This is a genomic window from Streptomyces sp. NPDC104307, from assembly GCF_055584045.1.
The window spans coordinates 1103533-1125187 of sequence record NZ_JBVJMU010000001.1 but is presented as its reverse complement, the minus strand read 5'-3'; the positions used below and the strand labels follow the sequence as shown (position 1 = coordinate 1125187).

The 21655-nt window shown below is 69.8% G+C and carries 20 protein-coding genes; 11 read left to right on the top strand and 9 right to left on the bottom strand.

Annotation, left to right across the window (positions count from 1 at the left end):
• Positions 1-56: 56 nt before the first annotated feature.
• Complete coding sequence (locus tag ACZ601_RS04630; protein ID WP_311302254.1) at positions 57-899, top strand: nitrilase-related carbon-nitrogen hydrolase; 843 nt, start codon at positions 57-59, stop codon at positions 897-899.
• Complete coding sequence (locus ACZ601_RS04625; protein WP_469532879.1) at positions 896-2179, top strand: aspartate aminotransferase family protein; 1284 nt, start codon at positions 896-898, stop codon at positions 2177-2179. Before ACZ601_RS04630 ends, ACZ601_RS04625 begins: the two co-directional genes overlap by 4 nt.
• 58 nt (positions 2180-2237) lie before the next feature.
• Here ACZ601_RS04625 and ACZ601_RS04620 read toward each other — a convergent pair whose 3' ends face one another.
• Positions 2238-3188 carry a hypothetical protein gene (locus ACZ601_RS04620; protein WP_469532877.1) on the bottom strand — a complete coding sequence of 317 codons (951 nt, stop codon included), beginning with the start codon at positions 3186-3188 and terminating at the stop codon, positions 2238-2240.
• A 270-nt stretch (positions 3189-3458) separates the two neighbouring features.
• Here ACZ601_RS04620 and hydA point away from each other — a divergent pair, with 270 nt between their 5' ends.
• The 4 genes from hydA to ACZ601_RS04600 all read left to right on the top strand — a co-directional run bounded on the left by hydA (position 3459) and on the right by ACZ601_RS04600 (position 9351).
• Positions 3459-4859 (top strand): dihydropyrimidinase, encoded by a 1401-nt coding sequence (hydA, locus tag ACZ601_RS04615; RefSeq protein WP_469532874.1) that lies wholly within the window; start codon positions 3459-3461, stop codon positions 4857-4859.
• An 11-nt stretch (positions 4860-4870) separates the two neighbouring features.
• Positions 4871-5872 carry a TIGR03842 family LLM class F420-dependent oxidoreductase gene (locus ACZ601_RS04610; protein ID WP_440576164.1) on the top strand — a complete coding sequence of 334 codons (1002 nt, stop codon included), beginning with the start codon at positions 4871-4873 and terminating at the stop codon, positions 5870-5872.
• 84 nt (positions 5873-5956) lie between these two features.
• Positions 5957-7270, top strand: a complete 1314-nt coding sequence (locus ACZ601_RS04605) for an ATP-grasp domain-containing protein (RefSeq protein WP_469532871.1) — start codon at positions 5957-5959, stop codon at positions 7268-7270.
• A gap of 35 nt (positions 7271-7305) precedes the next feature.
• A complete protein-coding gene (locus tag ACZ601_RS04600) occupies positions 7306-9351 on the top strand; it encodes a CocE/NonD family hydrolase (RefSeq protein ID WP_469532869.1) in 2046 nt (681 codons plus the stop codon).
• A 33-nt stretch (positions 9352-9384) separates the two neighbouring features.
• Here ACZ601_RS04600 and ACZ601_RS04595 read toward each other — a convergent pair whose 3' ends face one another.
• The 3 genes from ACZ601_RS04595 to ACZ601_RS04585 all read right to left on the bottom strand — a co-directional run bounded on the left by ACZ601_RS04595 (position 9385) and on the right by ACZ601_RS04585 (position 12325).
• Positions 9385-10650 carry a cation:proton antiporter gene (locus ACZ601_RS04595; protein WP_440576175.1) on the bottom strand — a complete coding sequence of 422 codons (1266 nt, stop codon included), beginning with the start codon at positions 10648-10650 and terminating at the stop codon, positions 9385-9387.
• A 341-nt stretch (positions 10651-10991) separates the two neighbouring features.
• The gene (locus ACZ601_RS04590) at positions 10992-11345 is read right to left on the bottom strand and encodes a PRC-barrel domain-containing protein (RefSeq protein ID WP_469532866.1); all 354 of its coding nucleotides are present in this window, start codon (positions 11343-11345) and stop codon (positions 10992-10994) included.
• 206 nt (positions 11346-11551) lie between these two features.
• Positions 11552-12325 carry a hypothetical protein gene (locus ACZ601_RS04585; RefSeq protein WP_469532863.1) on the bottom strand — a complete coding sequence of 258 codons (774 nt, stop codon included), beginning with the start codon at positions 12323-12325 and terminating at the stop codon, positions 11552-11554.
• 220 nt (positions 12326-12545) lie between these two features.
• On the opposite strand from ACZ601_RS04585, the gene ACZ601_RS04580 reads away from it, so the two are divergent.
• The gene (locus ACZ601_RS04580) at positions 12546-12890 is read left to right on the top strand and encodes a hypothetical protein (RefSeq protein ID WP_469532861.1); all 345 of its coding nucleotides are present in this window, start codon (positions 12546-12548) and stop codon (positions 12888-12890) included.
• 198 nt (positions 12891-13088) lie between these two features.
• On the top strand, positions 13089-14549 hold the full coding sequence (locus tag ACZ601_RS04575; RefSeq protein ID WP_469532858.1) for an amidase: 1461 nt from the start codon (positions 13089-13091) through the stop codon (positions 14547-14549).
• A 98-nt stretch (positions 14550-14647) separates the two neighbouring features.
• Here ACZ601_RS04575 and ACZ601_RS04570 read toward each other — a convergent pair whose 3' ends face one another.
• Positions 14648-15712: a lipoate--protein ligase family protein gene (locus tag ACZ601_RS04570; RefSeq protein WP_469532855.1), complete on the bottom strand. Its 1065-nt coding sequence runs from the start codon at positions 15710-15712 to the stop codon at positions 14648-14650.
• A gap of 191 nt (positions 15713-15903) precedes the next feature.
• On the opposite strand from ACZ601_RS04570, the gene ACZ601_RS04565 reads away from it, so the two are divergent.
• Entirely contained in the window at positions 15904-16638 is a 735-nt protein-coding gene (locus tag ACZ601_RS04565; protein WP_469532852.1) for a hypothetical protein, read from the top strand.
• 122 nt (positions 16639-16760) lie between these two features.
• Here the strand turns inward: ACZ601_RS04565 and ACZ601_RS04560 are convergent, their stop codons facing one another.
• The gene (locus tag ACZ601_RS04560; protein WP_469532849.1) at positions 16761-17519 is read right to left on the bottom strand and encodes an SDR family NAD(P)-dependent oxidoreductase; all 759 of its coding nucleotides are present in this window, start codon (positions 17517-17519) and stop codon (positions 16761-16763) included.
• A 149-nt stretch (positions 17520-17668) separates the two neighbouring features.
• Between ACZ601_RS04560 and ACZ601_RS04555 the strand changes: the two genes are divergently transcribed.
• The gene (locus ACZ601_RS04555; protein ID WP_469532847.1) at positions 17669-18307 is read left to right on the top strand and encodes a TetR/AcrR family transcriptional regulator; all 639 of its coding nucleotides are present in this window, start codon (positions 17669-17671) and stop codon (positions 18305-18307) included.
• A gap of 129 nt (positions 18308-18436) precedes the next feature.
• On the opposite strand, the gene ACZ601_RS04550 is transcribed toward ACZ601_RS04555, so the two are convergent.
• Both ACZ601_RS04550 and ACZ601_RS04545 read right to left on the bottom strand, forming a co-directional pair.
• Positions 18437-19333, bottom strand: a complete 897-nt coding sequence (locus ACZ601_RS04550) for an SDR family oxidoreductase (protein ID WP_469532844.1) — start codon at positions 19331-19333, stop codon at positions 18437-18439.
• Positions 19333-19731, bottom strand: coding sequence for a nuclear transport factor 2 family protein (locus ACZ601_RS04545; protein WP_469532842.1), 399 nt, complete (start codon positions 19729-19731; stop codon positions 19333-19335). Before ACZ601_RS04545 ends, ACZ601_RS04550 begins: the two co-directional genes overlap by 1 nt.
• A gap of 26 nt (positions 19732-19757) precedes the next feature.
• Here ACZ601_RS04545 and ACZ601_RS04540 point away from each other — a divergent pair, with 26 nt between their 5' ends.
• Positions 19758-20381, top strand: a complete 624-nt coding sequence (locus ACZ601_RS04540; protein WP_469532840.1) for a TetR/AcrR family transcriptional regulator — start codon at positions 19758-19760, stop codon at positions 20379-20381.
• Between the two features lie 103 nt (positions 20382-20484).
• Here the strand turns inward: ACZ601_RS04540 and ACZ601_RS04535 are convergent, their stop codons facing one another.
• The gene (locus tag ACZ601_RS04535) at positions 20485-21432 is read right to left on the bottom strand and encodes a methionyl-tRNA formyltransferase (RefSeq protein WP_469532838.1); all 948 of its coding nucleotides are present in this window, start codon (positions 21430-21432) and stop codon (positions 20485-20487) included.
• Between the last annotated feature and the right edge of the window lie 223 nt (positions 21433-21655).

Genomic DNA, 21655 nt, shown 5'->3' with positions numbered 1-21655 from the left:
CTACGGGCGTAGAAACTGCCAAGAGGCTCTCTGACGCCGCGTCGAAGGAGCAGCTCATGTCCCACGTCGTACGCGCCGCACTCGTCCAGGCGACCTGGACCGGCGACACCGAATCCATGATCGCCAAGCATGAGGAACATGCCCGCGAGGCAGCCCGCCAGGGGGCGAAGATCATCGGGTTCCAGGAGGTGTTCAACGCCCCCTACTTCTGCCAGGTGCAGGAACCCGAGCACTACCGCTGGGCCGAGGCCGTGCCCGAGGGGCCGACCGTGCGGCGGATGCGGGAACTGGCCCGGGAGACCGGCATGGTGATCGTGGTCCCGGTCTTCGAGGTCGAGCAGTCCGGTTTCTACTACAACACCGCCGCCGTGATCGACGCCGACGGCTCGTATCTCGGCAAGTACCGCAAGCACCACATCCCGCAGGTCAAGGGGTTCTGGGAGAAGTACTACTTCAAGCCCGGCAACGTCGGCTGGCCGGTCTTCGACACGGCGGTCGGCAAGGTCGGCGTCTACATCTGCTACGACCGGCACTTCCCCGAGGGGTGGCGCCAACTCGGGCTCAACGGAGCCCAGTTGGTGTACAACCCGTCCGCGACCTCACGGGGACTGTCCGGCTATCTCTGGCAGCTGGAACAGCCCGCGTCCGCCGTCGCCAACGAGTACTTCGTCGCCGCGATCAACCGCGTCGGCCAGGAGGAGTACGGCGACAACGACTTCTACGGCACCAGCTACTTCGTCGACCCCCGGGGCCAGTTCGTCGGCGATGTGGCCAGCGACAAGGAAGAGGAACTGCTCGTCCGTGACCTCGACTTCGGCCTGATCGACGAGGTCCGCCAGCAGTGGGCGTTCTACCGGGACCGCCGCCCCGACGCGTACGAGGGACTGGTCGAGCCGTGAGCAGCCTGCACCACCGCCATCTCGCCGTCAGCCCGGACTGGCTGGCCCTCTACTACCGGCATCCGCTGGAGATCACCCACGGCGAGGGCCGCCACGTCTGGGACGCGGACGGCAACCGGTACCTCGACTTCTTCGGCGGCATCCTCACCACCATGACCGCCCACGCGCTGCCCGAGGTCACCAAGGCGGTCACCGAGCAGGCCGGGCGGATCATCCACTCCTCCACGCTCTACCTGAACCGGCCGATGGTCGAGCTCGCCGAGCGCGTGGTCAGCCTCTCCGGCATCCCGGACGCCCGGGTCTTCTTCACCACCTCGGGCACCGAGGCCAATGACACGGCGCTGCTGCTCGCCACCGCGTACCGCAGGTCCAACCAGATCCTCGCGATGCGCAACAGCTACCACGGCCGGTCCTTCTCAGCCGTCTCCATCACCGGCAACCACGCCTGGTCGCCCACGGCCCTGTCCCCGCTCCAGACGCTGTACGTGCACGGGGGTGTCCGCAGCCGCGGACCCTACGCGCACCTGAGCGACGAGGAGTTCATCGCGGCCTGTGTGGCGGACCTGGAGGACCTGCTCGGCCACACCAGGGACGCCGCCGCACTGATCGCGGAGCCCATCCAGGGCGTGGGCGGCTTCACCTCACCGCCCGACGGCCTGTACGCGGCGTTCCGCGAAGTCCTCGACCGGCACGGCATTCTGTGGATCTCCGACGAGGTACAGACCGGCTGGGGGCGGACCGGGGAGCACTTCTGGGGCTGGCAGGCCCACGCGGAGAACGGTCCGCCGGACATCGTCACGTTCGCCAAGGGCATCGGCAACGGCATGTCGATCGGAGGCGTCATCGCCCGCGCCGACGTCATGAACTGCCTGGACGCCAACTCGATCTCGACGTTCGGCGGTTCGCCGGTCACCATGGCGGCCGGTCTCGCCAACCTCTCGTACCTCCTCGAACACGACCTCCAGGGCAACGCCCGCCGGGTCGGCGGACTGCTCACCGAGCGGCTGCGGGCCATCGCGGCCGGTTCCGAGTCGGTACGGGAGGTACGCGGGCGGGGGTTGATGATCGGCATCGAGCTGGTGAAGCCCGGCACGGATGAGGCGAACCCGGAAGCGGCCTCTGCCGTTCTGGAGGCGGCCCGCGAGGGCGGGCTGCTCATCGGCAAGGGCGGCGGCCACAACACCAGTGTGCTGCGTATCGCCCCGCCCCTCTCGCTCTCCATCCCGGAGGCGGAGGAGGGTGCGGCGATCCTCGCCGACGCGCTGCGGGCAGCGGAGTGACCTGGTGAGGGGGCGCCGGCGGTCCGGCGCCTTGCGGGGCCCCTCTTCGGACCGCCGGCTACCGCCCGACGCGGTCGAACTCCACGGAGCCTCCGTAGTTCTCGTCGTCGGTGCCCCATACGGCCTGACTGCCCGGCCCGAAGGCGATGGCCTCGATCTTCCGGTTGTCCCGCTTGGTGAAGAGGGCGAACGGGACGAGGTCGTTCTTGGGCTTCAGACGCAGCACCGCGTCATGGGCCACGTTCACGGTGAGCCGGCCGGCTTCGTAGACGGCGGAGGCGAACGGCCCGTCGTCCACCTGGGGATCAGAGACCGAAGAGACCATGACGGTGCCGTCGGAGAGGACCTTCAGGTCGCTGGCGTGCCGGACCTCGTCCTCGTTCGGGAACGGTACGGCGAACTCCTGCCGGGCCGTGACGGTGCCGAATTCCGGACCGTGCGCGCCGACGCGCACCGAGGCGGCTCTCACTACGGCCGGGCGGGGGCCGCTGCCCCGCGTCGCCCATACGGCGAAGGTCCGGCCCGACCGGTCGCGGTACAGCGCGAAGCCCTCGTAGCTGTCCCCGTCGTGCTGGCCCGGCAGCGCGACGGGGCCGCCCAGGACCACGGCCCGGCCGTCCGCCACGACGATGTGGTACGCCTCGCCCCTGCCGGCCACGGCGATGTAGTGACCGGGGCGGCCGGGCACCGCGTCGAGCGCCTCCAGGCCGGCGGGGAGCACGCCGAACCAGGGGAGTTCGCGGACGGCCGGTGCGTGGCCGGGCCGCAGACGCAGCGTCGCCACCCGGCTCTCGCGGTCCCCCTGGTTGTCCCGTACGACAACCGCGTCGGCCAGGCCCTGGGCCACCGGCGCGCCCTCGACGAGCGCCATGCCGCTCACTCCGCCCAGGGTGCCGGAGCCGACCCGCTGCCAGCCGTCGGACGGGCCGGGAGCCGTGGCGGCCGGGGGAGCGGCGGCAAGGAAGGCGCACAGAGCGGTGGCGGAGGCGATGACGGCGTGTCTGATCATGGAGCGAAGCTAGGCGACCGTCTCCCGGATCCGGGACGAACTGCCGCCCGCCGCCCGGTGGGTTCCCCCGCACGGACTCGCTGCACTCGCCCGTCCGGTGCCGGGCGCGGGGTGCCGCGCTGGGCCGGTGGAGTGCCGGACGGATGAAACGGAAACGTCTTCAGCGGTTGACCGCAGCGGTATTGCCACAGTGGGCAACCCACTTCTACGTTCTTCACCACGCACGGGTCTACGTGCGTAGACCCGTTCCGCCACAGTGAGGAGGGGTACATGAGCCGCACCGTCATCCACGGCGGCCTCGTCGTCACCGCATCCGACGAGATCCACGCCGATGTACTCGTCGAGGGCGGCCGCGTCGCCGCCCTCGCCGCGCACGGCACCGACGCCGCAGCGAGCTGGACCGCAGAGCGGACCATCGACGCCACCGGAAAATACGTCATCCCGGGCGGTGTCGACGCGCACACCCACATGGAGATGCCGTTCGGCGGCACCTACGCCGCGGACACCTTCGAGACCGGGACCCGGGCGGCGGCCTGGGGCGGCACCACCACCATCGTCGACTTCGCCATCCAGTCCGTGGGGCGCTCCCTGCGCGAGGGGCTCGACGCCTGGTACGCGAAGGCGGACGGCAACTGCGCCATCGACTACGCGTTCCACATGATCCTCGCGGACGTGAACGCCTCCTCGCTCAAGGAGATGGACCTGCTGGTGGCGGAGGGCGTCACCTCCTTCAAGCTGTTCATGGCCTACCCCGGCGTCTTCTACAGCGACGACGGCCAGATCCTGCGCGCCATGCAGCGGGCCGAGTCCAACGGCGGCCTGATCATGATGCACGCGGAGAACGGCATCGCCATCGATGTCCTGGTCGAGCAGGCGCTGGCCGAGGGCCGCACCGATCCGCGCTACCACGGAGACGTACGCAAGGTGGCGCTGGAGGCGGAGGCGACCCACCGCGCCATCCAGCTCGCCCGCGTAGCCGGGGCCCCGCTGTACATCGTGCACGTCTCCGCCGACGAGGCCGTAGCCGAGGTCGCGGCCGCCCGGCACAAGGGACTGCCCGCCTTCGGCGAGACCTGCCCGCAGTACCTCTTCCTCTCCACCGACAACCTCGCGGAGCCGGACTTCGAGGGCGCCAAGTACGTCTGCTCCACACCGCTGCGGCCCAGGGAGCACCAGGAGGCGCTCTGGCGGGGCCTGCGGAACAACGAGCTCCAGGTCGTCTCCACCGACCACTGCCCCTTCTGCTTCTCCGGGCAGAAGGAGATGGGCCGCGGCGACTTCTCGAAGATCCCCAACGGCATGCCGGGCGTCGAGAACCGGATGGACCTCCTGCACCAGGCGGTCGTCGACGGCCACATCTCGCGCCGCCGCTGGATCGAGATCGCCTGCGCCTCACCGGCCCGGATGTTCGGCCTCTACCCCAAGAAGGGCACCATCGCGCCCGGGGCCGACGCCGACATCGTCATCTACGACCCGGCCGCGGAGCAGACCATCTCCGCCGAGACCCACCACATGAACGTCGACTACTCGGCGTACGAGGGCAAGCGGCTCACCGGCCAGGTGGAGACCGTGCTCTCGCGCGGTGAGGTCGTCATCGACCGCCGCACCTTCACCGGCCGCGCCGGTCACGGCATGTACACCCCGCGCGCCACCTGTCAGTACCTCAACTAGGAGCATCCGGCATGGACTTCGGACTCGTCCTGCAGACCGACCCGCCCGCCTCTGCCGTCGTCGGCCTGATGCGCCGCGCCGAGCGCAACGGCTTCCGCTACGGCTGGACGTTCGACTCCGCGGTGCTCTGGCAGGAGCCCTTCGTCATCTACAGCCGCATCCTCGAACACACCGACCGGCTCGTGGTCGGGCCCATGGTCACCAACCCCTCCACCCGGACCTGGGAGGTCACCGCCTCCACGTTCGCCACCCTCAACGACATGTACGGCAACCGGACGGTCTGCGGCATCGGCCGCGGCGACTCCGCGATGCGGGTGGCGGGCCGCAGCCCCAACACGCTGGCCAGGCTGGGCGAGGCGATGGACGCCATCCGCGACCTCGCGGAGGGACGCGAGGCCGTGGTCGACGGGCAGCCGATCCAGATCCCCTGGATCAAGGACGGCCGGCTGCCCGTCTGGATGGCCGCCTACGGGCCCAAGGCGCTCGCACTGGCCGGGCAGAAGGCCGACGGCTTCATCCTCCAGCTCGCGGACCCCTTCCTCACCGAATGGATGATCAAGGCGGTCCGGGACGCGGCCGCGGAGGCGGGCCGTGACCCCGATTCCGTCACCATCTGCGTCGCCGCACCCGCCTACGTGGGCGACGATCTCGACCACGCCCGCGAGCAGTGCCGCTGGTTCGGCGGGATGGTCGGCAACCACGTGGCCGACCTGGTCAGCCGGTACGGCGAACACTCCGGTCTCGTCCCGGAGGCGCTGACCGCGTACATCGCGGAACGCGCGGGCTACGACTACAGCCACCACGGCCGCGCCGGAAACCCCGACACGACCTTCGTACCGGACGAGATCGTCGACCGGTTCTGCCTGCTGGGACCGCCGGCCGCGCACATCGAGAAGCTCCGGGCCCTGCGTGACCTGGGCGTCGACCAGTTCGCCCTCTACAACATGCACGATGCCCGCGAGGCCACCATCGACGCCTACGGCGCCGAGATCATCCCCGCCCTGTCCGGCTGACCGCTTCAACGGCTCCGGCCGGGCGAGCCGGTTTGGAACCTGTGCGGCGGGTACGCGCCGTGGACCCCACGAAAGGACCACGCCGTGCCCGTACAGCGGAAGAACATCTTCATACTCGGCCTGGACGAGGCGAATCTGCCGACCCTGGAATCCGTCCCCGAATCCGAGACGTACCGGTTCCATCCTCTGCTGAGCATCAGTGAGCTGCAGGAGGGCGAGGTCTCGGTGGCCGATCTGATGAGCCGTGCCCGCGAGATCCTGGACGCGCACGAGGGCAGCATCGACGCGATCGTCGGCTACTGGGACTTCCCCGTGAGCACGCTCGTGCCGATGCTCGGCAGCGAGTACGGCACGCGCACCACGAGCCTTGAGTCCGTCGTCAAGTGTGAGCACAAGTACTGGAGCCGGCTGGAACAGCAGAAGGTGATCGACGAGTACCCGAAGTTCGGAATGGTGGATCTGGACAGCGCGGATCCTCAGCCGCCCGAAGGCGTGGGCTTCCCCATGTGGCTCAAGCCCGCCCTCGCGTACTCGTCGGAACTGGCTTACGGAGTCTCGGACATGGCGGAGTTCCGTACCGCCGTGAACAAGATCCGTGAGGGCATCGACCGGGTCGGAAGGCCGTTCAACGAGGTGCTGGAACTCCTGGAACTTCCGCCGGAGATGGCGGGAGTGGGCGGCCAGGTCTGTCTGGCCGAGGAAGCGATGACCGGCATCCAGGTGGCGGTCGAGGGATATGTGAACGACGGGGAGGTGACCGTCTACGGGGTACTCGACTCGATCAACTACTCCGGCTCCTCCTGCTTCCTGCGTCACCAGTACCCGAGCGCTCTGCCGCCGTCGGTGATCCGGAAACTGCACGAGGTGAGCGAGCGGACGATGCGTCAGATAGGCATGGACTCCGCCACTTTCAGCATCGAGTACTTCTATGACCCCAAGACCGGTGACATCAGCCTGCTGGAGATCAATCCCCGGCACTCCCAGTCGCACGCGGAGTTGTTCGACTACGTCGACGGCGCCCCCAACCATCACCGGATGATCAGCCTCGCACTCGGGAAAGACCCCGCCCTTCCCGGCGGGCAGGGCCCGTACGGCGTGGCCGCCAAGTGGTACTACAGGTGGTTCGGGGAGGGGACGGTGCACCAGGTGCCCACCCCTGACGAGCTCGCGGCGATCGAGCGGGAGATACCCGGGGTCCGGATCGATGTCGTGCCCGCGGAGGGGCAGAAGCTCTCCTCCGTGTCCCAGCAGGACAGCTACAGCTACGAGATCGCCCACATCTTCACCGGGGCGGACGACGAGGAGGGCCTGCGGCGCAAGTTCGACCAGTGCGTCGCCGCTCTGGGCCTCGCGTTCGACGACACCGCCCCGGGCGGCCGTGACCAGAAGACGTCGTGAAGAGGCCCCGGAGAGGAAAGGAGCACACCATCGGTATGCGATACGTCGACCGGCTTCCCCATGAGGTCGGGCGAGAGGACCACGTCACCATCAGGATGTCGGACGGGATCCGGCTGTCAGCGAGGATCTGGCGCCCGGCCGGCTCCGACCGGGAGCCGGCACCGGCGATCCTGGAGGCCATTCCGTACCGGAAGAACGATCTGACCTCCACGCGCGACGCGATCCACCACCCCTACATCGCCGGGCACGGCTACGCCTGCGTACGCGTTGACCTGCGCGGCACGGGCGAGTCAGAGGGTGTCCTGCTGGACGAGTACCTGGAACGAGAGCAGCGCGACATCGAAGAAGTGCTCGCCTGGCTCGCCGAGCGGCCCTGGTGCGACGGAACCACGGGAATGATGGGTATCTCCTGGGGCGCGTTCGCCGCGCTCCAGGTCGCCGCCCGGCAGCCGCCGAGTCTGGGCGCCATCGTCATCGCGTCCTTCACGGACGACAGGTACGCGGACGACATGCACTACGTCGGCGGCGCCATGCTGTCCGACAACCTGGCCGAGGCCGGGACGATGTTCGCCTACGCCACCTGTCCTCCCGATCCGGCCGTGGTCGGCGAGCGCTGGCGGGACATGTGGCACGAACGGCTGGCGTCCGCCCACCCCTGGGTTCTCGAATGGCTGCGCCACCAGCACCGCGACGAGTACTGGCGCCACGCCTCGCTCAACGAGAACTATCAGCACCTGCGTTGCCCCGTGCTGGCCTCCAGCGGCTGGGCGGACGGGTACTCCAATGCCGTCACCCGGCTGCTGAGCCGTGTCCAGGTGCCCCGCAAGGGCCTGATCGGGCCCTGGTCGCACAAGATGCCGCACCTCGGTGAGCCGGGACCGGCCATCGGCTATCTGCAGGAGGTGGTCCGATGGTGGGACCACTGGCTCAAGGGCGTCGACAACGGCGTGATGGACGGACCCATGATCCGCGCCTGGATGCAGGAGAGCGTGCCGCCGTCCACCTCCTACGAGGAGCGGCCGGGCCGCTGGGTGGGGGAGCCGAGCTGGCCCTCTCCGCACATCCAGGAGGTGTCGCATCCCCTGCGCGACCGCACCATCGTGCGCGCCGACGAGGAACCCGCGTCATCGGAGGAAGGCGAATCAGCGGGCCGGGTCCACACGGTGCAGTCGCCGCTCTCGGTCGGGCAGTTCGCGGGGAAGTGGGCCTCGTACAACGCTCCACCGGATCTGCCCTACGACCAGCGCGAGGAGGACGGCGGCTCACTCGTCTTCGACACCGAGCCGCTGACCGAGCGGGTGGAGATCCTCGGCGCGCCCGCCGTGGAACTCCTGGTGTCCTCGCCCAAGGAGACGGCACAGATCACCGTCCGGCTCTCCGACGTGGCGGCCGACGGCCGGGCGACCAGGGTGACCTACGGGGTGCTCAACCTCGCGCACCGGGCGGGCGACAGCCCGGAACCGCTGGAACCGGGCCGGGCGTACCGCGTGCGCATTCCCCTCAACGGGGTCGCCCAGGTCTTCCCGGCCGGTCATCGCATCCGGCTCTCGCTCTCCACCTCGTACTGGCCGCTGGTCTGGCCGGCGCCCGAACCCGCCCTCCTGAGCGTCCACGAGAACGGCAGCTCCCTCACCCTGCCGATCCGGCCCACCAGCGCCCCGGACGATGAGACCCCGCAGCCCTTCGGCGAGCCCGAGGGCTGCGCACCCGCGGACGTGACGCAGCTGACCGAGCCCGAACAGGCCTGGACCGTGTCGAGGAATCTGGTCGACTACCACTCCTCGCTCGACATCATCAAGGACCGCGGACTTCAGCGGTACGAGGAGAACGGGATCGAGGTCGGGCTGCGGGCCGTCGAGCGGTACACCTCCGTCGCGGACGACTTCGGTTCGGTGAGCGGCGAGTCCGCCTGGACGATGCGGTTCAGGCGGCCCGCCTGGGACATCCGGGTGGAGACGCGCACTGTCCTGACGTCGGACGAGAACGCGTTTCACGTCGATGCCACACTGGACGGCTACGAGGGAGGCCGCAGGGTCTTCTCCCGCACCTGGAACGAGAGTGTTCCGAGGGAGAACGTCTGAGCCCGCGACACGGATGAACGGGGCGACGGCCAGTCACCCGGTCCGGCTCCGTGGCGCGTTGTCGCCCAGCCGGTCGAGGTGGGCGATCACCGGAGGCGCCGAGGCGCCATGGAGCAGGACCGACACCAGAATGGTGAAGACCACCACCGACCACATCTCGTTCTCGTACGCGCCGAAGCCGCCCCTGCCGCAGGCGTAGGCGAGATAGAAGAGGGATCCGATGCCGCGGATCCCGAAGAACGCGGTGACCAGACGCTCCTTCCGGCCGCCCCGCCCGCCGAATTGTGCGAACCACCCCGACACCGGTCGTATCAGCAGATGGAGGAGCAGGCCCACGACGGCGCCCCGCCAGGTGAGGTGGCTCAGCGCGCCCGTGGCCACGAAGGCGCCCACTCCGAAGAGCAGGACGGCCATCAGCAGCCTTTCGATCTGGTCGGTGAACTCGTGCAGGACCTTGTGATAGCCGTGGCCGTGCTCGAACCTGCGCAGGGTGCAGGCAGTCACGAACACGGCGAGAAAGCCGTAACCGTGCAGGGACTCGGTGATGCCGTAGGAGGCGAACGTCGCTCCCAGCGCCACGAAGCCCCCGCCGTTCTCGGAGAGCCGGAAGGATCGCGTGTCGGAGCGGAAGACCATCCGCCCGAGCAGCAGGCCGGCGCCCACGCCGACCGCCAGGCCCACGCCGATCCTGAGGAGTACGTCGCTCAGGACCCAGTGCGGGATCCAGCCCGTGGACCCGCCCTCGCCTGCTGCCGCCAGCGCGACGGCGGCCAGAACGAAGGGGAAGGCGAGCCCGTCATTGAGACCGGCCTCGCTCGTCAGCGCGAAGCGCACCTCGTCCTCGTCGTACTCGGCGTCCGTCGGTTCGCCGACCCTCACCTCGGAGGCGAGTACCGGGTCAGTCGGTGCCAGCACGGCCGCCAGCAGAAGTGCGACGGACAGCGGCCAGTCGAGCAGCCACCAGGCGGCGAGGGCGGTGGCACCGATCGTCAGGGGCATGGCCAGTCCGAGCAGCCGCCAGGTGGTGGACCACTGCCGCCACCCGAAGGGGCGGTTGATGGCCAGTCCCGCGCCCATCAGAGAAGTGATGACGCACAGCTCGGTGAGATGCTCCACCCAGATCCGGTCCGTGACGGGGTCCACCGAGGGAAGAGGCAGCGGAAGCAAGTACGTGGCCGTACCCGCTGCGAGGAACACCATCGGAACGGAGACCGGCAGGCGGAAGAGCAGTCTGGGCAGCACCGCGGCGAGCAGGACGCCGATGCCGAGACACGCGTAGACCGCACCGGTGGTGGTTATCACGTCCGGCCGCTCCTTTCGGTTGTCGCGGAACCTCCCTACGCCCGCCGCGTGCGCACGTCGGACTCAATAGTCTCCCGAACAGGCGTGCGTGGAACCGATGGAATTCATTCCGTCGGAACGGCAGTCTCGCGGATATGGGGGTGATGCTCGCGGACATGGGAGTGATAAAAGAAAAGGCGCCCTGATCCCCTTGTCCCGGCCGCAGGGCGGGGATTGAAGCGGAGGGAAAAGGAACGCCATCGACATCGGCGTGTGGAGTACGGGATTTCCGCTCCCGCACAAGCAGGGGCCGGCCAGAAACTGCTGGCCGGCCCCGGCTTGTGGGTGGTGCCGCGATGTCAGGAGCGGCGGTGGCTCGTGTAGTAGCCGCCGACCTGCTCGTGGTATCCGGCGTCACCGACGTGCTTTTCCTTGTCGAACTCGGGGGAGTCCTTGATCTGGTCCTTCGTCAGGTCGACGAAGATCTTGCGCTCGGCCTGGTCGACGGTACGTACCGTACCGGCCGGCAGCAAGACGTGCTTGCCGAAGATCCAGACACCCGTGTCAACCACGAGGTACGAGGAGTTGACGTCGTCCGAGTGCTTGTCGACCTTGCCGATGCTTCCGTCGGTGGCCTCGACCTTGTATCCGATGAGGTCAGTGCCCGCCGTGTGGCCCGCAGTCGGCTGGTAGCCCCAGATGCTGTCACTCATGCATTGCTCCCTCATTGAGATTCTTCCCGCTCCACCGACGAAACAGTGGAGTCGGTCGGCGTCTCCGCGATATGTGCGGTGACGCGCTCTCAGAACTTCGGGTGCCCTGCATCCTGGAGCCCACACTTCTTGGATTTGAAAAGTCGAATCTCCGCGAGGTCCGCGGCGCACGGAATGCCCCGCAGTGTATGGCGGTACTTACGGCTTCACGCCGTCCCCGTTGAGCGGCCCAGCAGGGCGTTGATGTCGAAGGTGTCGTCCGGCGCCGGGGTGGAGGTGGGCACCGGCTTGTCGAAGTCGGAGAAGTTCACGGTCGCGTCCGCCCCGTCGCCCTGGAGGGTGAGCCGCAGCGGGTACGGCTTTCCGGTGGCCGTCACGTACAGGACCAGCGTCTCGTCGTCCCGGATCCTGGTCAGCGGTACGACCGTTGTCGTGCCGAGCGTGGTCTTCGCACCCTTGTTGAGCGTGCCCGCCTCGTTGTCCGCGTTGTCGCTGACCAGCTTCTGGAAGGTGTCCAGATCGCAGGTCTTCGTCAGCGGGAGCAGCCGGGAGTCGGTGGCGGAGGCCCTCATGTAGCGGCCGTTCAGGATCGCGGCGAAGGCCTGGCCGCCGTCCGGGACCTGGTTCTTCCAGAAGTCCGCGTCGGGCTTGACCCAGACGTCGTTGCCGCGCTTGACGATCTGTACCGAGCCCTGGCTGTTGCCGAGGTCCACCGAGCCGTCGCAGTTGCCGCTCCGGTCCAGGGTGAGGTCCAGGGACGCCGGCGTACTGCCCCCGCCGAGGTCCCCTCGGGTGCTCAGGTGCATGGAGTGCGCGTCGAGCAGGGCGTCGCGGGCGCGGTCCGCGATCTGCTGGGCGGTGAGGGTGTCGATGTCGTCCGCGTGTGCCACGCCGCCGCCGACGAGGCCGCCACCGGTGACGGAGAGCACGATCGCCGCGGTCCATGCGGCCGGACGTGTGCCGAGGTGTGGACCGGTCACGTCGCCTCCTCGAAGGGTCATGGCGGGGGTGCGCGGGCTCGGGCCCGCAGGTCCGGGTCTTCTGAGCGTACGCCGGGGCAGGGACGGCCGCCCGACGGAGGAACCGGCACCCGGACGCGTACCCGGCGTGACGTCCCGAGGCGATTCCGGTTATGCGGGTGAGGCGCGTCCGCGAGGGCGGCCCGTCCGTCACGACCGAGAGGGAACCATGAGGAAGACCATGCGGAATCTGCCCCTGACCATGCTGCGGAGCACCGCCGTCGCGGGCCTGACCGCGGCGCTCGCGGCCTCCACCGGACTGGCCGCGACGGCGGCGGCCCCGGCGGCGACGCCCCCGGGGCTGTCCTGCGAGACGGGCAAGCACGCCATCGACGACTACACCGGATACGCGCTGTGCCGGAACAACGGCGGCGCGACGCAGACCTTCTGGGTGCACCTGGTCTGCGGCTGGTCCCCGGACGTGGACGGCGAACACGTCACGCTCAACCCGGGCCAGTCCGGTCAGTCGACCGCGCACTGCGCCGGGCTCGGCACCGGAATCGGTGAGATCACGGTGCAGCCGTAGTCGGCGGAGGCCGTGGGGGTGTGGGGTCGGCGCGGGCCGGCTCCACGCCCCGGTCCGGCCGCCGCACCGCGGCTCCCGCAAGCCGTACCCGACACTCCCCGCCGAGCAGTTGAGCGCACCGCCACGACTCGTTACCCTCCAATAGCGACCGGGCGGACAGGTGCGCGCACCTGATGGCACGAGGGAGGCGGGCAGCACATGTCCTCAGCGGAGCCCATCGAGACGGACGCGGCGGTCCCGGCCGGGCTGTCGAGCAGCGCACGGGCCCTGGCGGACGGGCGGACCACCGCCACGCGGCTGGTCTCCGAAGCCCTCGCCCGGATCGAGGCGAGCCAGGGCACCCTCAACGCCTTCCGGCACCTGCGGGCAGCGGCCGCACTCGCCGAGGCGGCCGAGGCCGACCGCCGGCTGGCGGCCGGGGAACGGCTGCCGCTCCTCGGAGTGCCCGTCGCCGTCAAGGACGACACCGATGTCGCCGGGATGCCCACCTACTTCGGCTGCGCCGGGGAACTGCCCGCCGCCACCGCCGACAGCGAGGCCGTACGCCGGCTGCGCGCCGCCGGGGCCGTGATCGTCGGGAAGACCAACTCCTGCGAACTGGGCCAGTGGCCGTTCACCGAGGGACCGGCCTTCGGCGCCACCCGCAACCCCTGGAACACCGACCACACCCCCGGCGGCTCCTCCGGCGGATCCGCGGCCGCCGTCGCCGCCGGTCTCGTGCCCGCCGCGCTCGGCTCCGACGGCGCCGGGTCCGTCCGCATCCCGGCCGCCTGGACCCACCTCGTCGGCATCAAACCGCAGCGCGGCCGGATCTCCGTCCACCCGCACAGCGACGCCTTCCAGGGCCTCACCGTCAACGGGCCGCTCGCCAGGACCGTCGCGGACGCCGCGCTTCTGCTGGACGCCGTCGCGGGGGCGCACCCCGACGACCCGCACCGCCCGCCGCCCGTCGAGGCCCGCGCCGCCGCCCGCCGCGAACCGGGCCGGCTGCGCATCGCCGTCGCCTGGCGGCCGCCGCTCACCCTGACCAGGACCGCGCCCCACCCGGAGGTACGGCGCGCCGTCGCCGCCCTCGCGGAGGCCCTGGCCGCGCTCGGCCACCACGTCGAGGAGGCCCGCCCCCGCTACGGGCTGATCGGCCTCGGCTTCGTGCCCCGCGCCACCGCGGGGATCGCGGAACTCGCCGCACGGCACCCCGACCCCGCGCTCCTGGACGCGCGCACCCGCAGCGCCCTGCGCACCGGCACCCGGCTCGGTGGCCGGGTGGTACGGGCGGCCAGGGAGCGCGAACTGCGCCAGCACCGGCGGATCGGCGCGCTGTTCCACCCCGCGCGCGGGCGGGCCGGATCGGGATTCGACGTGCTGCTCACCCCGACCACCGCCCTCCCGCCGCCCCGCATCGGCAGCTTCGACGGACTGAGCGCCTGGCGCACCGACGTCGCGATCACGGAGGCCTGCCCGTACGCCTGGCCCTGGAACGTGCTGGGCTGGCCGGGGATCAACGTCCCCGCAGGCTTCACCTCCGACGGTCTCCCGGTCGGCGCCCAGCTGCTCGGCCCCTCCCGCAGCGAGGAGCGGCTGATCTCGCTGGCCGCCCAGCTGGAGGCCGACCGCCGCTGGTACGAACACCGCCCGCCGGCCCTGCCCCGGCTGCCCTGACCGGCCTCGGCCGTACCCCGGCTGTCCTGACCGGTGCCTCCGCCGCTCGGCGCGAACCGGGGCGCGGGCCGTCCCCGGCCTGACCGGAACGACAGTCCCTACGGCACCCGGGCGGTCCACTCGGCCGTGCCGAACTTGGTGCGGACGAGCTCCTCGGCCCGTTCCTGCTCGTCCCGGCTCACCTTGCCGGTGGTGAGCCCGTGGCGGGTGCGGAACGACTCGATCATGTTGTTGATGACGACGCCGCGGGGAAGACCGGTCTGCCGACGTAGGGGGTCGACGCGCTTCTTGGCGCTTTTGGTGCCCTTGTCGGACATCTTCTCGCGGCCGATCCGCAGGACGTCGAGCATCTTGTCGGCGTCGATGTCGTAGGACATCGTCACGTGGTGCAGCACCGCGCCCGGTCCGCCGTCGTGGCCCACGACGCGCTTCTGCGCCGCCCCGGCGATCTTCCCGACCTCGGTCGCGATGTCGTTCAGCGGCTGGTACCAGGCCTTGATGCCCATGTCGCCGAGGGCTTCCAGCACCCAGTCGTCGAGGTAGGCGTAGCTGTCGGCGAAGGAGAGCCCGGAGACGAGGGCGTCGGGGACGGAGAGGGAGTAGGTGATGGTGTTGCCCGGCTCCACGAACATCGCCCCGCCGCCCGAGACCCGGCGTACGACGCTCACCCCGTGCCGGGCGGCGGCCTCGGCGTCGACCTCGTTGCGCAGCGACTGGAAGCTGCCGATGATCACGGCGGGCGAGTCCCACTCCCAGACCCGGAGCGTCGGCGGACGCCGCCCGGCCGCGACCTCCGCGGTGATGACCTCGTCGAGGGCCATGTGCAGGGCGGGGGACTGCGGCTGCTCGTGGATGAGCTGCCAGTCGTAGTCGCTCCACTCGGTGGCGTGGGCCAGTGCCCGGCGTACGGCGACGGCGATGCCCTCGGAGGTGAGGCCGAACATCACGGTCGAGGCGGGGAGCGCCGCGTCGATCCGGGCGGTGAGGTCCGCGGTGCCGGTGTTGGCCGGGGCCCCCTCCAGCGCCGTGTCGATGGCGAGGATCGCCTCGTCCGGTTCCAGGAAGAAGTCCCCGGCGACGCGTACGTCGCGCAGGGCGCCGCCCTCGACGTCCAGGTCCACCACGACGAGCTTGCCGCCGGGGACCTTGTACTCACCGTGCACGGCTTCCGTCCCTTCCCGTGCGCGGCAGGGGATAGACGCGCACATACCTCTCATCGCACTCTAAGGCCTGCTCGTGACGAGTGGCTGCGGAGCCTCGGAGCGACGGTTCGGTCCGCAGTATCAGCTCCGGCACAGCCTGATAGCCTGCGATCTTCGCCGGTCACCCGGACGGAGTCCCCCGGCGGGTCGCCATGTCACACCATCAGCAGCTGATGACAGCCCTCGATGCACTGGATCGTGCCTTCGCCTTCGAAGAGCCGTTTCCCGTCGGAGGCTGCACGTACTGCTACGGCGAGGAGGGGCTCGCCGAACTCTCCAAGCCTCTGCACCTCATACCTGACGACATGGTGTCCGCGGCCGCCGGAGAAGTGCCCAGCCACTGGGACGACTTTCCACGCCTCTACCGCCGTCTCGTCCCGCGCATCATCCGCCCTCTTGTCGCCGGTCGGTTCCACGTCTCCGAGGAGCTGATCGCCACCCGCCTGGTCGAGGCGGGCTGGAGCACCTGGGACGCGCCCCTGGCCGACGCTCTTCGCGACGTCTGGACCGCATGGTGGCGGGCCACATTGCACACCCACCCCAGCCCGGTGTCGATCAGGGACACCCTCGGCCTGATCACCGTCGCCACCGGCAGCCTACGCCCCTGGCTGGACACCTGGACCGTCACCCGGACCCCGGCCGCCGACACGCACTTGGCGGACCTGATGGACGACGTGCTGTGCGAGTACGAGATCACCGACCTGAGCCTGGGGTTCTACAGCGAGTACCACGCCACCGCGGAGCTGGTGGAATGGCTCCTCACCGATGTGCGCGACCGTGTCACCGACTCCCGTCTCGACGACCCGGACTTCATTCACCACCTCCAGCAGCTGATCAGCGCTCCAACTGACGTCCCGACCGACGTGATTCACAACGACGACTTCTGAGCTCTTGGGGTTGGTGTCGGCCGGTCGGTGAGTGTGAGTCCGGTGACGGCGAGGTTCCGGCTCGTCCCGGATCCTTGGCCGGGTGTCTCCGCAGGCGGGTCGCGGTATCACCGCGAGGGTCCCTAGAGCAGGGCGCCGCCGGACACTTCGAGGCGCTGGGCGGTGACCCATCGCAGGTCCTCGGAGGCGAGCGCGGCGATGGCGTCGCCGATCTCCTGCGGTTCGCCGACGCGGCCGAGCGCGGTCTGCGCGCTCAGGCCCTCGCGCATCCGGGCGTCGTCGCGCATGGCGCCGCCGTTGAAGTCGGTGGCGGTCGGCCCGGGCGCGATGGCGTTGACGCGGATCTTGCGCGCCCCCAACTCCACGGCCAACGTCCGGCTGAGGACCTCGACCGCCGCCTTGGAGGCCGAGTAGACCGAGGTGCCCGCACTGGTGTGGCGGCTGAGGGAGGAGGAGACGTTGATGATCCGCCCTCCGTCGGCCAGCACGGGCGCAAGTGCCTGGATGAGGAAGAACGTACCGCGCACGTTGGTGTCCATCACCGCGTCGAAGTCGTCGACCGTGACCGCTTCCAGCGGTCCGAACACCCCGATCCCGGCATTGTTGACCAGGACGTCCAGCCGGGTTGCCCCCCAGCGTTCCAGCTGCGCGGCCAGTCGGGAGACGAAGGCGGGAAAGGAGGCCACGTCGCTGATGTCCAGCCGCAGCGCGGCAGCCGTGGCGCCGGTTTCCTGAACGCTCCTGACCGTCTCCTCGGCCTCCCGCACGTCGCCGCGGTAGGTCACGATGACGCGCAGCCCGTGCCGGGCCAGCGCCTGGGCCGTGGCCCGGCCCAGCCCGCGATTGCCGCCGGTAACCAATGCGATCCTGCCTGACTCCATGAGTGCTTCTCCATGCGGGAACGAAGGACGCCGGAGGGGAGTGCTCCCGCCGACCGGAGGCGAGTCGTACGACTCGCCTCCCTTTCCACGTAAACACCCGCACGGTGGCGAGTCAAGTGACTCGCCTCGTGATGGGTCATACTGGGCCCATGACCGCAGGACTCTCCGCGCACCATCAACGACTCGCTCAGCGCAAGCGCGAGGCGATCACCGCAGCGGCCACGAAGCTGTTCCTGGAGCGGGGCTACGACGGGACCTCGCTGGCGAAGATCGCGCAGGAAGCGGCCGTCTCGAAGTCCACGCTGTTCAAGCAGTTCCCCACCAAGGCGGCGCTCTTCGAGGCCATCGTCACCGAGTACTGGAAGGGCGGGCCGGACCCGGCGGCGCCCGCGACGCAGCCCGGGGACCTGCGCGCCGGCCTGGGCACGATCGGCCGCCAGTACGCCGAACTGATCGGCCGGCCCGCGATGGCGGCCCTCTTCCGCATCGTCATCGCCGAACTGCCGCGCTTCCCGGAACTGGGGCGGGCTCAGTTCGAGCTGGGCAAGCTGCCCTACTTCATCTCCGTCCAGCACTACCTGGAGGCCCAGCACGCCGCGGGCACCGCAGTGGTACCCGACGCGGAGAGCGCCACCAACCAGTTCCTCGGCATGATCGCCAACTACGTCCTGTGGCCACGGATGCTGCTCGCCGACTGGAGCCCCGCACCTGCCGACGTCGACCACACGGTCGACGAGGCGGTCACGACGATGCTCGCCCGCTACGGCCACGGCGCCAACGACTCGTAGCGCTCCTGAGGGCTCCTGGCCCCCGCCGCGGGACACCGTGGCGCGGGCCAGGAGCGTGGGTCAGTCATGGCTCAGCTGGAGCACGGGGTCTCGGCGCACGCCATGCGATCCGGCGTCTGTCCGAGGGGCTCAGCTGGTGAAGTACTCGGGTCGGTCGAGGTCCTCCAGCAGTCCCGGTCCCACGGGCGTCCAGCCGAGCAGTTCCCGGGTCGCGGTGCTTGACGCCGGTCCGTCTCCTTCCGCGTAGGCCGTGTACAGGCCGAAGTGGCGGCGGGCCCTGAGCGGCGACATGCTGACCGTCGGCACCCCGAGGCGGCGGCCGATGACTTCGGCGATCGACCGGTAGGGCACGCCTTCTTCCGTGACGGCGTGGTAGCGGCCGGCCCGGACGCCGCGCTCGACGGCGAGCCGGAACACGCGAGCGGCATCCGTGTGGTGGACGGCCGGCAGCCGGTTCTCACCCTGGCCGACATAGCCCGATGTGCCGTGTTTGCGGGCGAGTTCGATGAAGCGCGGGAGCGTGAACCGGTCACCGTCGCCGTGCACGCACGGCATCCGCACGATCGACGCGTTCACGCCCGACTCCGCCAGGCCCATGACCGTGCGCTCGACATTGCGTCCGACGGGGCCGGCGTGGGGGGAAGCGGGGTCATTCTCGGTGAAGACCGGTCCGGACGCGATGACCGGGGCGAATCCGCCGGCCGCGACCAGGGGGCGGTCCGTGCCGGCGAATGCCTCTGCGACGGCCTGTAGGGCGCTGCGCTCGATTCGGCTGTTCCGGGGGAACCTGGCGATGCTCTTGTTGTCGAACGCGGTATGGATCACCGCGTCACTGCGGGCGGCTCCGTCGCGCACGCGCTCGGTCTCTTCCAGGCTGCCCGGGTGTGCCGTCGCACCTGCCGCCCGAAGTGTCGCGGCGGAAGCCTCCGAGCGGGCCAGGGCCAGGACTTCATGGCCCGAGTCGATCAGTTCGCGCACGACCGCCGAGCCGATGAAGCCGGTGCCGCCGGTGACGAAGACGCGCATCAGGCTGCCCCGCCAACGGGTCGACGCGGCCCCATGTAGTCCTTGAGCCGGGTCACGAGGCCGTCGCGCCGCTCGATGATCCACAGGTAGCGGATGTCGAAGGGATCGCCGGTGGCGGCATCAAAATGATGTCCCTCGGCCTCGATCACCACTTCCTCGCCCAGTTCGCGCACGGTGATGTCGTCCAGGGCGCCGAACTGCACGCTGCCGTCCATCGCGGCCATGTAGGCGCGGATCCGGGACTTCCCTTCGAGCCGGCGGACGTCACCGGCTGCGGCGAACGGGAACTCGTGCACAGCGTCATCGGCGTACATCTCCATCCAGGCGTCGACATCGCCGTCGGCGAGGCCGATCGCGGCCTCGGCCAGCCAGACGGGGAATTCCGCTTCGTCGTCCACGACGCACTCCTCTAGAATTACGGACCATGAGTCCCCAAAAGCCTACCACCGTTACGGACTCCCAGTCCGAAAAGGTTCGGCGGGGGCGTCCCGCAGTCCCCCGTGATCGCATCCTGGGCGCCGCCGACGAGCTCCTGACCGCTTCCGCGACCCCCGGCGCGGTCACGATGGACGACATCGCGGCGGCGGCGGGGGTCGGCAAGGGCACGCTCTTCCGGGCTTTCGGAAGCCGGGACGGATTGCTGGACGCCCTGTTCGCGGCGCGCCTGGAACCATGGCGCGAGGAGCTCCACCGGGCCGGATCCCCGGTGGGACCCGATGTACCGGCGGCAGACCGGGTCGTGTCGATCCTGGAGCAGCTGCTGAACTTCAAGCTGGAGAACCCTGGCCTGCTCGCGGCGCGCGAGATGAACGGCACGAGCCTGCTGGCGGCCCCGCACTACGTGTGGGTTCACGGCGTGTTGCGCGACCTGCTGGAGCAGGCGGGCGTCCGCGCGCAGACGGCCCAGTACACGGCTCACCTGCTCCTCGGAGGACTGAACGTCGAACTCATCGCCACGCTCAAGGCCTCCGGATGCTCCGAGGCCGACATCAGGCACGCGATCGTGAGCACCGCGCGCCGCGTTCTCGGAATGCCGACGAACACCTGAGCGGGCGCGGCGTGCCCCTCGGCCGTCGGCGCGCGGCGGTGCGCCGGGGCACGCGGAAGCCCCGGCCGGTCCCGGTAGCGGGCCGACCGGGGCTCTCCGGTGCTCAGGGGCGGCTGGTGAGGTATCCGCCCATGGAGGTGAAGTACTCGGTCGCGGGCAGCTCCTGGCCGTCCTCCGTGCGCACCCGGGTGATGGCGAGACCGTGGTTGAGGCCCGTGCGCGCGTCGGCGCCGGCGACGATCACGACCCCTTCGCCCTCGCGGTAGAAGACGCGGCCGGGCGTGCCGCCGTACCGGCCCTCCGACACGACGGCGGACACCACTTCGAGCCGCTTGCCCCGGTGGAAGGTGAAGGCGTTCGGGTACGGCGACGTCTGGGCGCGGACCAGCCGGTCCAGCACCTCGGCGGGCCAGTCCCAGTTGATGCGGATGTCCTCCTCCGCGCGCTTGTGGAAGAACGTCGCCTGCGAGCGGTCCTGCCGGGTGAACTCCGTCTCCCCGGAGGCGATCCGGTCCAGCGCGCCGACGGTGACCGGGGCGATCAGGTCGACGGTCTTGTGGAACAGGTCCACGGAGGTGTCGCCGGGCTCGACCTTCACCGCGCGCTGGTCCACGATGTCGCCGGCGTCGAGCACCTCGTCCATCATGTGGGCGGTCACGCCGACTTCGGTCTCACCGTTGATGAGCGCCCAGATCAGCGGCGAGAACCCGGCGTACTTCGGCAGCAGCGAGTCGTGGACGTTGAGCGTGCCGTGCGGCGGCAGGCCGTAGATGCGCGGCGGGATCCAGGTGCGCCAGTTGTTGGCGACGATGATGTCGGGAGCGGCCTCCTGGAGCAGCCGGAACAGCTCCTCGTCGTCGGGCCGGTTGCGGATGATCACCGGGACGCCGTGCTCCTCGGCCAGGTCCGCTACGGAATCGCTCCAGATCTTCTCGTACGCGTGCTCGCTCTTGGGATGCGTCACGACTGTCACCACGTCGTGCTCGGACTCCAGGAGGGCTCGCAGGGTGCGGTGGCCCCAGGTCTGGTATCCGAACATGGCGACCCGCATGGGTTCCTCCTCAGGTGAGCGACTGATCGACGCCAAGTAAAGCAAGCCTTACCTAATGACGCAACGGGCCCTGTTTTATGGTGCGTTAGGTAGGGCACTTGGTGATTAGTCCGGTTTTGTCTGGTCGACAGAGTCGTTGAAGTCAGGTTAGCTTTACCTAAGTTCTGCTGGCCGCCGCTTTCGGTGTGCCCGCGTCCCGTACTTTTCGTCCACGCCTGACAGG